Genomic DNA, 13,577 nt, shown 5'->3' on the forward strand with positions numbered 1-13,577 from the left:
CCTTTTGAGGGTGGGTGGGTAAATGGATGGGGCTGTTTAGCCAGCGATCTGTGCAACGCTGGCCGCATTGAGTGAATTGGCTGGTTCGAACCGCGCGTTGATGCCTAGCAGCAGCCCGGCGAACAGGCCGGCAGATGAGGCGGCAATTTGCAGCTGAACGAAGGCGTAGCCGTTGTTGGTGTCGAGCTCGTCCACGGAGCAGTCGATCAGCGCCTGAATGTTGGCCGTGGCGCCTGCCGCAATCGGGCTCAGTGCCTTGGCCTGGCCATTGGCACCGGTAATCGGTTTAGCTCCTGTGCCAGTGGCATCCAACGCCTGCAACAACTGCGCGTTGAGAATGCCGTTCATGTTGGCGCCGGTATCAACCAGCGCCAGCAGCCGGTGAAAATTGCCAACGGCGATCCAGGCGGATTGCCCAGCATTGGCGTTCAGAGGCCCGGTTCGGCCAATGATGGCGAACTGTTCCGAGCCCTTGGAGTTGGGATAGCTCATGAGATGTCCTTTGATGTGGGGAAATGGAGATCAGCGCGCGCCGAGCTGAATAAAAGGTGACAAGGTGGCCGCGCCCTTGGCTGGCGCAACGGGCTGCGCGATCTTGCTTTGCCCGTCCATGCGGAAGGTGGTGCGAAAGGCCACTGCATCGGCATCGAAATAAAGATGCATGCTGGTGGCGGTTTGCAGGCCGCCTGCCTTGGTGATCGTGTGGTAATAGTTCAGGTCCACCAGCATCACGTCGCCCTGGGCAGAGAACGCTGCAGGGTGCTGCGAAAAGATCACCGGCAGACCAAGCAAAGTATTGCGTTGAACCTGTGCCAGCGAGCCGCCCAGATTGACCTGGTAGCCGATCGGCATGAAGGCGGGCATGCCGTTCCAGGTGATACCGTAGAGCGCCGCCTGGACTGACTTGTTGATGATCCACACACCCTTGTTCTCTGAACCCGGCATAAAGCGCGACTGCATATTGAGCAGGTTCGACAGCGTCAGGGTCTGTGTCGCCTGTCCCTGATCCTTGGGTACGGTGATCACAGCGCCGGACTGGAAGGCGCCGAGTGGCACGCCATCACCCTGTCCGTTCAAAATGGCTTCATTGGTTTTCCAGCGAATGCGTTCGGCGATCTGCTTGGGCAGATACGAGGTGAGCGCATTGGTGTCTTCGAGCAGTTCCGAGGTGATTGGCACCAACGCCATGAGTTTCTTGAGACGCAAAGTGGTCAGGCCCAGTTGCGGCTTGGTGGCTTGCGTGATAGATGCTTCGCCCTGCCAGTAGGCGCGCACGCCGTTGGAGCCCCAAGGTGTGGTTTCATCCTTCGGGAAGGACATGCTGTTACCGGAGATTTCGACGTTATCTGTCATCGGCAACAGGCCGTCCTCGCCCAGAGACAACGTAAAAATATCCTGTGCAAACTGGGGTGGGACTGCAAATCCGCCGTCGACACCAGCGGACTCGTTGGCGACCAAGCCGGGGGCAACGGCATTCATGCCAGAGCCGCCCAACAGTCGTTCATCGACCGCGCCACCGGTGCGCCGCGCAACTTCGGCCTGTCGCACTGACCGGAAGAACTCGCCCATGCTGGCAAAGCCACGCTGAGGATCGAGATCGCGGTTTTCGGTGACGGAAATCAAGCCGGCGCCGGATGGCACACTGAGAATATGCGCGGCAGCGGACGGCGCGGACGACGAACTGGCCGCCAGCGCGGCAGTAACACTGGCCGAGCGGGCTTCTTCGGCGATCAATGTCATTTCGCGATCGAGCGCGGCGGACGCCGTTTCAATCTGTGCGCGCAGGGTGTCAAAACGTGCAGCCTCATCGGCCGAGAGATCTCGGTTTTCAGCGACAGCAGCGTCGGTTACGGCGCGTGCGTCCTTGACGAGGTTGGCTTTGCGAGCTTGCAGCTCGCGGAGTTGTTTACTCATTGCGGGTTCTCCAATAAAAAAACCCGCACAAAGGCGGGTAAGAAAAAAGCCGCCAAGGTTTCCCAGGGCGGCTGTTCGGTTGGCCTGCTTATGCGGTCAATGCAGGCAGGCAAAAAATCAAATCAGGTCAAATGAGTGCAAGCGCATTTCTCGCTTGCGTGAGGCGGGATGCCCCTCGGCCAACAGTGCGATTGGGCGAACGCGCGCGCTTTTGCATTTGGGTCACAACGTCATCGAAGGTGCTGATGCCATCCACCATCTTTTGCTCGACGGCGGCGTCAGCGCCGAGAACCCGACCTTGGCCGAGCCCGTCGCGCACGCTGGCAACCGGTAGGCCGCGCCCTTTGGCAACAGCCTTGGTGAATGCGCCGTAGTAGTCGTCGACGCGTGACTGCATAAAGCCGCGTGCTTCGTCGTTCAATGGCTCATACGGATTGCCCTCGACCTTGTACTTGCCCGCAGAAATCAGCGTGGGCTTCACACCCTCAGAAGCGATCGCCTGCGAGTAATCGAAATGCGCCTGCCAGACACCAATGGAGCCGACCTCGCCACCGGGCGTCACATAGAACTCGCCGGCGGCGCAGCCGATCCAGTACGCGGCACTCGCCGCCAGACTGTTAGCGATTGCGACGACGGGTTTGCTGGCGCGCGCCGACTGAATCTGATCGGCAAGCTCGGCCACGCCATAGACACTGCCGCCAGGACTGTCGATGTCGATCAGAATTTGGCCGACCGTGTCATCGGCAAGCGCCTGGCGCAAGGCAGCACCGAACATCTGTGTGCTGGTCATGCCGGGGCCGGACACGTCGTCGACTATATTGGCGCGCTGGGTAACGATGCCGTACAGCGGTAGCACGGCAATGCCAGCACCACCGGCTGATTGCGCCATCTGGCGTTTCGCCTGACGGGCCTCACGATCGGCCATGACCTGAGCCAGGACATCGTCACCGGCAGGCTGACTTCTGGACCATCGCCCCAGTACAGCCGTCAGTGCATTCAGGCGCTCGGGCATCAATGCCCAGGGCGTTGCCAGAAACTCGGCCAGCAGTAGTTCACCCTTCATCTCATGCTTCATCGTCATCTTCTTCGGTGTTGATCTTGTTGGGTTCGGCGTTGTCATCGTCGGGTGGCGGCGCTTTGGCGGGTTGCTGGTTCGTGCCAGTCATCCCCATGTTGAGCGCCACCAGCGGCTCATCCAGGCCGGGCAGCGGTGTGTAGTTCTCTGCGACGCGCACCTCGTTTCGCGTCAGCGCGCCCATGCTGACCATCGCCGAGTAATAGGTGGCACGACTGTTGGCGTCACCCCTCATCAGCGCCGCGAAATCAAATTCGCAGTCGAGGCCTTCGTCGTCGAGCATCAGGTCGGACCGAATGCTGGCTTCCCAGCGTTCCGCCCACGGTCGCATGGTGTAGCGCACAAACTCGATGGACTGCTGCTCGATGTTGTTATTGGTTGCCCGGTCAAGATCCGCGATCATGTGCGGCGGCACGCGAAACAGACGTGCGATGTCGGTGACCTGAAATTTCCTGAGCTCGAGAAACTGGGCTTCCTTGTTGGTGACGCCGACCTCGTGGTACTTCATGCCAGCCTCGAGCACCAGCACCTTGCCGCGATTCATCGCGCCCTGAGCGTTCTGATATGACTCCCGAAAATTGTCGCGCGCGGGTTTGTCCTTGAAGGTGCCGGCGTATTCAATCCAGCCACCAGTGGGCTTGGCATCGTTGTCAAAAAACCGCGCGCCATAGTCCTGCGCCGACAGCGCCAGCCCGACGCTTTCGCGTGCCATTTCAATGGGCGAGAGCCCAAGCATGCCGTCGCTGGACAATCCGCGCAGGTGCCAGACTGCGCCGCGTGGCAGCACCAGCTGATTGCCGAGCCGGTCGATGATGCGATAACTGTATTCGTCGGCGCTGTTTTGCGAAAGCACCAGGCTGATGCGATCCGGGTGGATGGGTATCAGGTCGGTGATTTCTCCCTTGGCGTTGCTGACAATGCGGCAGAACGCGTTGCCGCGCAGCGCCAGATGGCCCATCAGCATCTCGCGCCACTCGAAGGGATTCTGGAACTGGTTCGGGCGGATGTAGAACAGGCGATAGAGCCAGTGATTGCGCAGCACAACCTTGCCTCCGCCCTGACCCGGGCGGTAGAGAATGAACGGCAGCGACGCCATGCTCTCAGCGAGGATGCGTACACAGGCATAAACGCTTGAGAGCCGCATCGCTGACTCTGAGGAGATGCGTGCGCCACTGACAGTGCGCATGGTGACCGGCTCGAACCAGAAGGAACCCCACGGGCTGCGGTCATCGGAGTCGGCCCGGGGTCCACCCCTGAACCGAAAGAAATCTGCAATCCTGCCCATCACAGCACCATCAGTTCGTAGCTGCTGTCGATCACGATGCCATCTCCCGGTTTGATGGCGCGCGAGATCGCCATGATCAGCGCGACGATGCCATCGATCTTGTTTTCCGGGCGCTCCTTCCTCGGATAGATGTTGTCCTTGGCATCCAGATGCGCCACCACGTTGCTGGCCATCCAGGCCAAAACCGGGTCGCCGTCATGGATGAGTTTTTTCTGAAGCACCAAGGCTTCCACGGTCTTCATCGGTTCACTGAAATTGAGCACTGTCGGCCGCACCTCGATCATGGGCAGTCCTTCGGACAACATCCGGGTTGAGAGTTGTGTGGCCTGGAATGGATCAAAGGCCACGGCCTGGATACCAAAGCGCGAGGCCATGTCTAGCAGGTCGGCCTCAATCCAGCTGAAATCGATCACGTTGCCCGGTGTCACCGTGAGTCGCCCGGTACGCATCCAGCCGGGGTACTGGCTGTTGCCGGCGCCATTCACCGTGTCCTCCGGCAGGTAGTATTTGCCGAACGCCACGTAGGCGTCCGCGATCTCCGGATGCTGGAAGATCAGCATCAGCGCCGCGATGTCGGTCTTGCTAGCCAGATCCAGTCCGATCCAGCATGGCTGTCCCTCGAAAGCATCGAGATCCAGGCCGGAATCGGCGCAGGCATCCCATGCCCGCATGTCCATCCACGCCGTGTCGGCGTTGACCCACTCGTTCAAGTGTTTGGTCTTGAAATTGTTGATGGCGGAAGGCAGTTGCATGGCCTTGGCCTGCAGCGGCCCCAGCACCTCCGGGCGCACCGAAATTCCCCAGTTCGGATTGGCCTTGATCAGCGCCGCCTCGGTGTCCCAGGCATCGCCATCATCCAGTCCGTAGACGATGCCAAATTGGCTGTCATCCTGGACCACTCCGTCGAGCAACTTGGTGACGAAGGTGCGTACCTCGTAGCAAATGCCGGCGCGGTTGCTGCCGGCGGTGGTGATCACCCACAGCAGCGAGTTGTCGCGTTTGCCGGTACCGGTCTCGACCACGTCATAGACCGTGCGCGTTTTATGCGCATGCAGTTCATCGACGCAGCCGAAATGGATATTCAATCCATCGAGGGTCGAGCCTTCGGCGGACAGCGCCTCAAACTTCGAGCCACTGGCCAGCACATGCATGTTGTGCGCGCCGACGTTCACCGCAAAGCGACTCCGAAAACCCGCACTGCGCCGTGCCATGGTCTGCGCGTCACCAAACACGATGCGCGCCTGGTCACGCGTGGTGGCCAGCGAATACACCTCGGCACCACCTTCGCCATCAGCAGCCAGCATGTACAGTGCCAGCGCCGAGGACAGTGTCGATTTGGCGTTGCCGCGCGGCACCTCGATGTACGAGCGCCGAAAACGCCGTTTGCCATCGGGCTTCATCCAGCCAAATACGGTGGAGAGGATGAACACCTGCCAGGGCTCCAGGCTAATCGGCTCTCCGGCCAGAGGGCCTTTGACGTGCGGCAGCCGCTCGATGAAGGCGCACAGGTTGTCGGCCGGCTGAAATGTCCGGCCTTCCTTGTCCTTGAGCTTCGGGTTGAAGCGGTAGGGACTGGCCTTGCCCGCGTACCGGGCCAAGTCGTCCAGTTGCCGCTGGCAGGCCCGCTGCACCCAGCGGCAAGCCAGGATTTCTCCGGCAACCACGGCTTCGGCGTAGCGACGGGCGACGGTGACGTAGTTAGAGGTTGTCATCAGTCCAGAGATTTGAGGCTTGGCGAACGCGCCGGACCGCTTCCGGGTCGCCTATGCGGTGGCCTTGGCGCGGGTGCTGTCGCCAATGCCGTCCGATGATGGGCAGGTGCAGCACATCGCCCCCCTTGGCAACGAGCAGCGTCAGCAGCCAGTCGGAAAAGCTTTTGATGTCGATGGTTTCCTTGATCACGGCCTCGACGGCGAATCGACGCATCACGATCAGGCCGTGCACATGGCTGGCACTGTTGGCGTGCTGCCGGCGGCTGTAGGTCAGACGCCGCACGGCGATGTCTCGTCCGCTTTCGTCGGTCAGCGTTTCGTCGGTGTAGGCCATCACCGCCTGCGGGTTGGCATCCAGCGCATCGGCCAGCTGCGTAAAGGCACTCGCTTCGTACCGGTCGTCGGGATCGACGTAGGACACCAGGGGCAAGATGCCTTGTGTATAGCCAGCGGCCCGAGCCTCGCCAATGCGGCCCGGAATCCCCGGCAAGACGTGCAACTGAATCGGTGCGCCCGCGAGGCTGGCGATGCAGGCCTCGCGCCATTGGGCAGGCTCGTATAGGGTGAGCAGATGAACATCGATGCGCGCTTCGGTTGCCATCAGTCCGTCTATCCCGCGATGTCCGCCCAGGGATCAAGATCGTCGTCCGCCGCCTCCATCGGCAGCGTGACGCGCGAACGCGAGGCTGGAGTAAATCCCATTTCGGTGGCGGCCTTGGTCATGATCTGCGCCTGCTTGTTGGCAATCGCCAGATACGGGGACTGCATCGGCACGCCGGTGTTAGGCGCCTTGATGAGCAATCCGGTCTTGTTGATGCCAGCTTGCGCTTTGCGATACAGATCGGCCGCACATGCCCACACTTCCAGCACCGACATGTCGAGTTTCTTCAACAGGTGCGGCGGCGCACATTCCAGTGCATAGCGCCAGGCCGACCTCGCGCCCTCGCTCATGTACTCGGGCGGCTCGACCAATTCCCCTTGCGGTTTGGGCTCGCGCAAGTTGGTCCGACACTTCTGCAGCGTGCCTTTGATTTGCTTGACTGTGGTGGGCAGCGGTTTGCGACCGGCCATAACGATTCCATCCTGGGGGGAGTCCCCCCTGTTTCAATTTGCACGCACAAAAATTTGACTGAGCGCACGCATCGCTCGAACGCGATGCCAAAGAATTCACCCCCCTACCGGGGTATGGGCCTGCGTCGTGCGCTTTCGCGTGCGGTCTTGGCGTTGTGACAGGACACGCACAGTGACTGCAGGTTGGCAGCATCAAAGCGTGCGCCACCTTCCTTGACCGGTTGGACGTGATCCACAACCTTGGCCGGAACAACGCGACCGGCGGCCTCACAGGCCACACACAACGGGTGTGTGGTCAGGTGTGCGGCACGTACAGCCCGCCAATCGCGCGACTGATAGAAGCCGACTTCTGCATCGAAGCCGCGACGTTTTTGGCCGTAGTCACGGTGAATGACGGAGCGGTGTGTCTCGCAGTAGCCGGGCACAGCCAGCACGGCTGAACAACCCGGGTACCGACAAGGAGTTGGCGCGCTTCGAGGCATCTGCGGCGGATTTTCAACGGATTCAAAAAAGAAGCGATTTCCTGGGAGATTCCGCTTGGCTTCTCGCGGAAATGAAGCGTTCATACGATCACCATCAACCACCCAGAGGAACAAAAACCATGTCCTACACCAGCAACGAATTCACCGTCGATGAGATCGGCTTCATCCAGGTCGCTCTGACCAAAGTGCTCGCCGCCGCAGCGCGCGGTGAAATTGATCTCAACCGACCGCCCCGCGAAGAACTCGCCTCGCGCGGTCTCGATGACCAAGGCGTCTGGGTCGGCTTCGATCGCGCCAAGCAAATCCACAACGTCTGAATTTCAGGAGATCCACATGACAACTCAACTCACACCCGCCCAACACGCAATCCTGGCCTACGCGCATCAGCACACCGAAGGTAAGATCGTCTGGTTTCCAGAGAACATCAAAGGAGGTGCGCGCAACAAGGTCCTCGCAGGGCTCGTCAATCGCGCCCTCATCACCACAGACCAGAAGGACTGGTTTGTCGCAGCCGAGGGTTACGACGCGCTCGGTATCCCACGCAAGGCGCCAGTCAGCGTCGAAGCGATCGACGCGGTCATCGAATCGGCCACGCCATGCACCCGCACAAACAACAACACCGGCAGCAAGCAAGCCCAGGTGATCGCGATGCTCAAGCGTCCTGAGGGCGCGACCATCGCGCAAATTTGCGCTGCAACGGGGTGGCAGGCACATACAGTGCGCGGCACGTTTGCCGGCACATTCAAGAAGAAACTCGGGCTGGAAATCACGTCAAGCAAGCAACAAGGCAGCGAGAGGATTTACACGATCGCCGGTTGATCTATCTCGGATGAAAGTCCGAATGTCGCGCCATCACTGGCGCGCTTTGCTGCTTGTCCGGTGTAGTCCTGCCAGCGACGCACGATCACATCGACATACTGCGGATCGAGCTCAATCAGTCGTGCCCGACGTCCGGTTTTTTCGCAGGCGATCAGCGTTGTTCCTGAGCCGCCAAAGGGGTCGAGAACGATGTCTTGGGTCTTACTGCTGTTGCGCACAGCACGTTCCACCAGTTCCACCGGCTTCATCGTCGGGTGCAGGTCATTTTTCTGCGGCTTCTTGATATTCCAGACGTCGCCCTGATCGCGGGCGCCACACCAGAAATGATCGGTGCCATCGCGCCAGCCATACAGAATCGGCTCGTATTGGCGCTGGTAATCGGCACGTCCCAGCGTGAATGTGTTCTTGGCCCAGATGATGAACGTCGACCATTTGCCACCAGCAGTGCGGAAGGCCGACTGCAGGGTGTCGAGTTCCGAGGAGCTCATGGCGATGTAGACCGCACCCTTCGTGACGGTCAGGATGTTTTGGCATGCAGCAACGAGAAACGCCCCGAATCCGTCGCCGAGGTTGTCATTCAAAATCGGGCGATTCTTGCCGCGCATCTTGTCCTTGGCCGTGTTCGCATAGTTCACGTTGTACGGCGGATCAGTGAACGTCATGTCGACCAGTTCGTCACCGAGCAGCGTCTGGTAGTCCTCGGACTTGGTGGCATCGCCACACAGCAGTTTGTGCTCGCCCAGCAGCCATACATCGCCGGTTCTGGAAATGGGCGTTTCGGTTACCTCGGGAACTGCATCATCATCGGTGAGACCGTCAGTGGCATTGTCGCCAGCTATCAACGCTTCCCACTCTTCGGGGGAAAAGCCTGTCAGACCAAGGTCGAAGCCAGCCTCTTTCAATTCCGCCAATTCAATGCCGAGCAGTTCATCTTCCCATGAGGCGTTTTCACCAATCTTGTTATCGGCCAGGATCAATGCCCGGCGCTGGGTATCGGTCAAATGTTCCAGCGGCACGACCGGAACATCTGCCATGCCGAGCTTGCGCGCTGCCAGCAAACGGCCATGGCCCGCAATCACATTGTTCTGACCATCCACCAGAATCGGTGCGCCCCATCCAAACTCGCGGATGCTGGCGGCGATCTGCGCCACTTGCGCATCCGAATGCTGCTTGGCGTTGCGGGCATACGGGATCAGCGAGTCGATGGGTCGGTAGTGAATCTGCAGCGCGCTCATGGGTATCCGGAAATGAAAAAACCCGCTGAAAGCACAATGCTCAGAGCGGGTTTATGGTGTCGGCCAGTCGTTCTGCGATGCCACTTGGCACTGCTCACACGTCTGTCCAGAAGATAGCCGAAATAGTACCCTCAAACGGGCTGTTTTGTTGCACGACCAAAGTACCCTAAAACGGACAAGCTGGGCAAAACGAGGACAAACGCGGCAAGCATTACCTTACATGGCTCAGGATTTTGGAAGGTTGGCCAGCATTGAGATTCGTGGCGACGATCTCCAGCGCCTTCTGCCAGCGACGCCACGCTGTCGAGCGGTCGCAGGCAAAACGGATCGTGATGTCGCGCCAGCCATACCGTTTGGCGCGCATCCAGACCAGATGGCGCTGCTCAATCTCCAGCCACAGCACCCATTGCATCGTTTCCAGCATGCGGTCCACATCTTTGGGGTCTGGCGGAAACGATCGATATACGGCGCCATCCGCTGCGAACACTTCCCACTGCTGTCGCACGATTGGCGGCCAGGTATTGAAATAGCCCTGCACGCGCACAGGGGGCAACCGCCGGCCCGTGGTCGCGGCTTCCTCGAATCGCACGGCCACGTCATCGATGGTCCAGATGTTCAGGGCTCTAATCACGGCGTGGCCCTCTCGATCCGTAGAGCCGTTCGCCGATGCGGCGGACAATCTCGCGCTCGACGAAATCGAGTCGCGCATCCGACTCGTTGACCACGAGAATGTGCTGATCCTGCCAACCACGCTGTTTGACGGCGTCAAGGTCGACGGGTTCGGGCTGCATGCGGCCCAGGGGAGACGGGTAGCGCGATGGAGGGATTTTCATGTCACGCCTCCTGGGTGTCGATCGCCCAATGCAGCAAGGCCAGGGCATCAGCTTCGTTGTCGTCCGTCACCGGATGGCCTTTTGCACGCATGGCCGCGATCACATCATCCTTGCCGGCATTGCCTTTACCGGTAGCGTGCTTTTTTATCGTGCCGACCGGTACGCCCTGGTACGGAATGTTGCGGTGCTCGCACCAGGTGGTAAGCGTGGCCATCAGGCCGCCATAAACGTGTGCGGCATCGACGCCAACGTGTCGGCGCACTTCCTCGAAATACACCGCGTGTATGTCGTTCGCCGTGGAATGGATTTCCGACAGCCAACGCTTGAACCGCAGGAAGCGCATGCCGCCGCCCTCGAATCGTTGCGGGCGGAAACTCACGAATCCGTGAGCCATGTCTCCGTCACTCGGGCGCAAGGCCCAGCCGGTGGTGGTGCCCAGGTCCAGGGCCAAGATGATCTGCGTCATGATTTCCGTCCTTTTTTGTTTTGGCCTGACGCAGCTGACGGAGTCTGTCGAAACCCTCCATGAGGCGCGCGTCACGCGCACGTGTAGAGAGTTACGTAGAAAAGCGTCAGCTGCGTCAGACCCGTGAATTTGCATAGGGGTCAGTTGTCGGCGTAGGGGGTGTAGGCAGGCGTGGGCGGAGCTTTGAGGCCAATGCCCTGGAACCCACGAATGCCCACGCCGTTGCGCCATTTCTCCAGCCCGCGCGTCATAAGCAGATCGGAGAATCGACGTTGCGAGCCGATAAATTCACCAGCTGCCTCGGCCCATTGTTTCCAGTCGTTGAACAACTCGGCCGTCAGCGACTTGGCGTTGGGAACGCGAACGCAGTTCTCGTCCAGCCAGCGGCCGAGCGCGTCCTCGGCCTCGAAATACTCCTCAGTCGCGTCCATCACCTGTTGCGGCGGCTCGAGGCGACCCAGACGCTGCCAAGCGAGACATCCGTCCAGCGCCCACGCCAAAATGCCATCGCGCTCGGCCAGCAATTTCTGTTGCAGATGCTTGTCGCGTCGCTCGGGCGGAATGGTCACCGTGAACGGAATCAGGTGCAGGCGCCGCTTCATCGCCTCATCGATGTTGCGAATCGCTGGCTTGTGGTTGCCCGCCACGAACAACTTGAACTGCGGAAAGAACTCGAAAAAATCCTGACGCATGAAACGCGCCGAGATCTTGTCGCCGCCGGTCAGGTTCTTGACCTTGGATTCCGCCCAGCGCCGACCTTGCTCGGTTTCGATAGCGGCCACAAAGCGGGCACCGCGCAGCCCAGCCATGTCGGTTGGATGCCGGTCGGTGCGCGTTTCCATGAAGGTGTCCATGGGTGCATTCGTGGCGTAGTCACCAAGAATGGTGGCCAGCGTGTTCACGAATACCGACTTGCCGTTTGCGCCCGTGCCATAAAGAAAAAACAAGGCGTGTTCGCGCGTCGATCCGGTCAGGGCATAGCCGACCATGCGTTGCAGATAGGTTTGCAGCGCCTTGTCGCCACCGGTCACTTCATCGAGAAACTGCCGCCAGATGGGGCAGTCACCGCGTGGCGTGGCGGTGGTGATCTTGGTCATGCGATCGAGCCGGTCGTGTGGCCGCATCCGGCCATGCCGCAGGTCGATCACGCCGCCTGGCGTATTCAAAAGCCACTGATCGGCATCCCATTCGTCGGTCGTGGCCGCATGACGCCGGTCAGCACGCGCCAGGCGCTCGACGCCGGAAACGGTGCTGGCCGCTGCGAGCTTGGCTGCGATTTTGGGATTGCTGGATTTGACCGACGCGTGGCGGCAAACGTGGCGAACGAGATCCGTCGCCGCCAGGGTGTCTTCCGAACGCCAACGCTGGCCATCCCAGACCAGCCACTTGCCCCATGCCGCCACATAGCGCCAGTCCTGGTGATAGCGGCGAGTAAAGCTCAGGGCCAGTGCGTCCTCGGTACCCCAGACCGTTTCCTCGCCCGCGCTGGTATCAGTTTCAGGTCCGGGTTCATCGCCAATCCGGTGCATCTGAATGCGCGGGCCGTGGACAATGAAGCCGGCAACCTCAAAACCCTCGCCGTGTGCGTCTGCGACGTCCCACCCTACCGGAGCATCTTCGGGTGGATACAGGATGTGGCAGCTCGCAGCCCCGGCCGTGAGGATGGCTTGTGCGGCCCGATCAGCGTACTCCCAACCCGGCTTGTCCTTGTCCGGCCAGATGAGCACGGCCTTACCGACCAGCGGCGACCAGTCGGTCTTCTCAATGGGTGCATTGGCACCATGCATGGCCGTAGTCGCGCAAATGCCAATGTCGATTAGCACCTGTGCACACTTTTCGCCCTCGACCAGCACCACCAGATCGGCAACCACCATGCCGGGCTGGTTGTACAGCGGGCGGGGATCGGGTGGCGCCATCTTGCGGCGCGTGGCGTCCCATGGCCGGAACTCCTTCTTCCCTCCGGGTGGGTCGTAGCGATAGACGACCGCGATCAGTTTGCCGGCAGCATCGCAGTAATCCCACTTGGCAGTGGCCGGACCGAGGTCGTCGACCATTGACGCAGATTTAGCCTTGCGTGCCGGGACCAAGCGCGCGCGTCCCAGTAAATCGGCTGCCTCGTCAAGTACGCGAGGGAAGTCGTTATGGACGCTGGTGCCAAGGCAGGCTGCAATCAGTGCAAAAACATCACCACCGTCGCCAGTCGCGCGATCTGTCCACAGGCCGGCTTTTTCACCGTTGAGCACCACCTCCAGGCTGTCGCCAGGACTGCCCAGTGTGTCGCCGATCAGAAACTTGGTACCGCGCTTTTTGCCAGCCGGGAACAGCGTAATCAACACGGATTCCAGGCGTGCGATCAAGTCGGCGCGAATCTGGTCACGTTCAGTGTCCCGGTTGTGATCTGCGGGATGGCTTGTGTCATTGAAGTCAATCATTCAGCGTCCCCCGCAGACGTGTCCGAAGACTGATCGTCTCGGCCCTGGACTGCGGTGCTGCGCGCGGCCCACGCCGACAGATCGGACAATCGATAGCGCACCAAGCCACCCATCAGGTAGTGAGGAATGCGGTATTTGGTGCGCATCGCCTGGTCAGCGAACCAGTAGTACGGCAGACGCAGTGCTGACGCTGCCTGCTTGGCATCGATCATCGGCTCGGCGCCGGTAATTGGATGGGTGTGGTCAGTCATTC

General features: G+C 60.4%; 16 protein-coding genes. 2 read left to right on the top strand and 14 right to left on the bottom strand.

Annotation, left to right across the window (positions count from 1 at the left end; all coding sequences use genetic code 11):
- Positions 1-36: 36 nt before the first annotated feature.
- From ACO0KV_RS07585 to ACO0KV_RS07620, 8 genes are all read right to left on the bottom strand, one after another.
- Positions 37-492, bottom strand: coding sequence for a hypothetical protein (locus ACO0KV_RS07585; RefSeq protein WP_423041482.1), 456 nt, complete (start codon positions 490-492; stop codon positions 37-39).
- Between the two features lie 30 nt (positions 493-522).
- Complete coding sequence (locus ACO0KV_RS07590) at positions 523-1,914, bottom strand: phage major capsid protein (RefSeq protein ID WP_423041484.1); 1,392 nt, start codon at positions 1,912-1,914, stop codon at positions 523-525.
- A 127-nt stretch (positions 1,915-2,041) separates the two neighbouring features.
- Positions 2,042-2,989, bottom strand: a complete 948-nt coding sequence (sppA, locus tag ACO0KV_RS07595; protein ID WP_423041486.1) for a signal peptide peptidase SppA — start codon at positions 2,987-2,989, stop codon at positions 2,042-2,044.
- Positions 2,979-4,274 carry a phage portal protein gene (locus ACO0KV_RS07600; RefSeq protein ID WP_423041488.1) on the bottom strand — a complete coding sequence of 432 codons (1,296 nt, stop codon included), beginning with the start codon at positions 4,272-4,274 and terminating at the stop codon, positions 2,979-2,981. The genes sppA and ACO0KV_RS07600 overlap by 11 nt, the downstream gene beginning before the upstream one ends.
- A complete protein-coding gene (locus ACO0KV_RS07605; RefSeq protein ID WP_423041490.1) occupies positions 4,274-5,986 on the bottom strand; it encodes a terminase large subunit in 1,713 nt (570 codons plus the stop codon). Before ACO0KV_RS07605 ends, ACO0KV_RS07600 begins: the two co-directional genes overlap by 1 nt.
- Entirely contained in the window at positions 5,973-6,587 is a 615-nt protein-coding gene (locus tag ACO0KV_RS07610; RefSeq protein WP_423041492.1) for a hypothetical protein, read from the bottom strand. The genes ACO0KV_RS07605 and ACO0KV_RS07610 overlap by 14 nt, the downstream gene beginning before the upstream one ends.
- 8 nt (positions 6,588-6,595) lie before the next feature.
- Complete coding sequence (locus tag ACO0KV_RS07615; protein ID WP_423041494.1) at positions 6,596-7,057, bottom strand: phage terminase small subunit P27 family; 462 nt, start codon at positions 7,055-7,057, stop codon at positions 6,596-6,598.
- Positions 7,058-7,161: 104 nt separating this feature from the next.
- Positions 7,162-7,539, bottom strand: coding sequence for an HNH endonuclease (locus ACO0KV_RS07620; RefSeq protein WP_423041590.1), 378 nt, complete (start codon positions 7,537-7,539; stop codon positions 7,162-7,164).
- Here ACO0KV_RS07620 and ACO0KV_RS07625 point away from each other — a divergent pair.
- The gene (locus tag ACO0KV_RS07625; RefSeq protein WP_423041596.1) at positions 7,461-7,856 is read left to right on the top strand and encodes a hypothetical protein; all 396 of its coding nucleotides are present in this window, start codon (positions 7,461-7,463) and stop codon (positions 7,854-7,856) included. The two genes, ACO0KV_RS07620 and ACO0KV_RS07625, sit on opposite strands and share 79 nt — an antisense overlap.
- A gap of 16 nt (positions 7,857-7,872) precedes the next feature.
- Positions 7,873-8,358, top strand: coding sequence for a DUF3489 domain-containing protein (locus ACO0KV_RS07630; RefSeq protein WP_423041496.1), 486 nt, complete (start codon positions 7,873-7,875; stop codon positions 8,356-8,358).
- On the opposite strand, the gene ACO0KV_RS07635 is transcribed toward ACO0KV_RS07630, so the two are convergent.
- The 6 genes from ACO0KV_RS07635 to ACO0KV_RS07660 all read right to left on the bottom strand — a co-directional run bounded on the left by ACO0KV_RS07635 (position 8,340) and on the right by ACO0KV_RS07660 (position 13,575).
- On the bottom strand, positions 8,340-9,593 hold the full coding sequence (locus tag ACO0KV_RS07635) for a site-specific DNA-methyltransferase (protein WP_423041498.1): 1,254 nt from the start codon (positions 9,591-9,593) through the stop codon (positions 8,340-8,342). The genes ACO0KV_RS07630 and ACO0KV_RS07635 overlap by 19 nt on opposite strands.
- 211 nt (positions 9,594-9,804) lie before the next feature.
- Positions 9,805-10,212: a DUF6362 family protein gene (locus ACO0KV_RS07640; protein WP_423041592.1), complete on the bottom strand. Its 408-nt coding sequence runs from the start codon at positions 10,210-10,212 to the stop codon at positions 9,805-9,807.
- 4 nt (positions 10,213-10,216) lie between these two features.
- Complete coding sequence (locus ACO0KV_RS07645; RefSeq protein WP_423041500.1) at positions 10,217-10,426, bottom strand: hypothetical protein; 210 nt, start codon at positions 10,424-10,426, stop codon at positions 10,217-10,219.
- A gap of 1 nt (position 10,427) precedes the next feature.
- Entirely contained in the window at positions 10,428-10,892 is a 465-nt protein-coding gene (locus tag ACO0KV_RS07650) for a crossover junction endodeoxyribonuclease RuvC (RefSeq protein ID WP_423041502.1), read from the bottom strand.
- Between the two features lie 140 nt (positions 10,893-11,032).
- Complete coding sequence (locus tag ACO0KV_RS07655; protein ID WP_423041504.1) at positions 11,033-13,324, bottom strand: phage/plasmid primase, P4 family; 2,292 nt, start codon at positions 13,322-13,324, stop codon at positions 11,033-11,035.
- Positions 13,321-13,575 (bottom strand): hypothetical protein, encoded by a 255-nt coding sequence (locus tag ACO0KV_RS07660; RefSeq protein ID WP_423041506.1) that lies wholly within the window; start codon positions 13,573-13,575, stop codon positions 13,321-13,323. The genes ACO0KV_RS07655 and ACO0KV_RS07660 overlap by 4 nt, the downstream gene beginning before the upstream one ends.
- Positions 13,576-13,577 lie beyond the last annotated feature (2 nt).

Source organism: Undibacterium sp. RuRC25W (assembly GCF_049339825.1).
Taxonomy (GTDB): domain Bacteria; phylum Pseudomonadota; class Gammaproteobacteria; order Burkholderiales; family Burkholderiaceae_D; genus Undibacterium.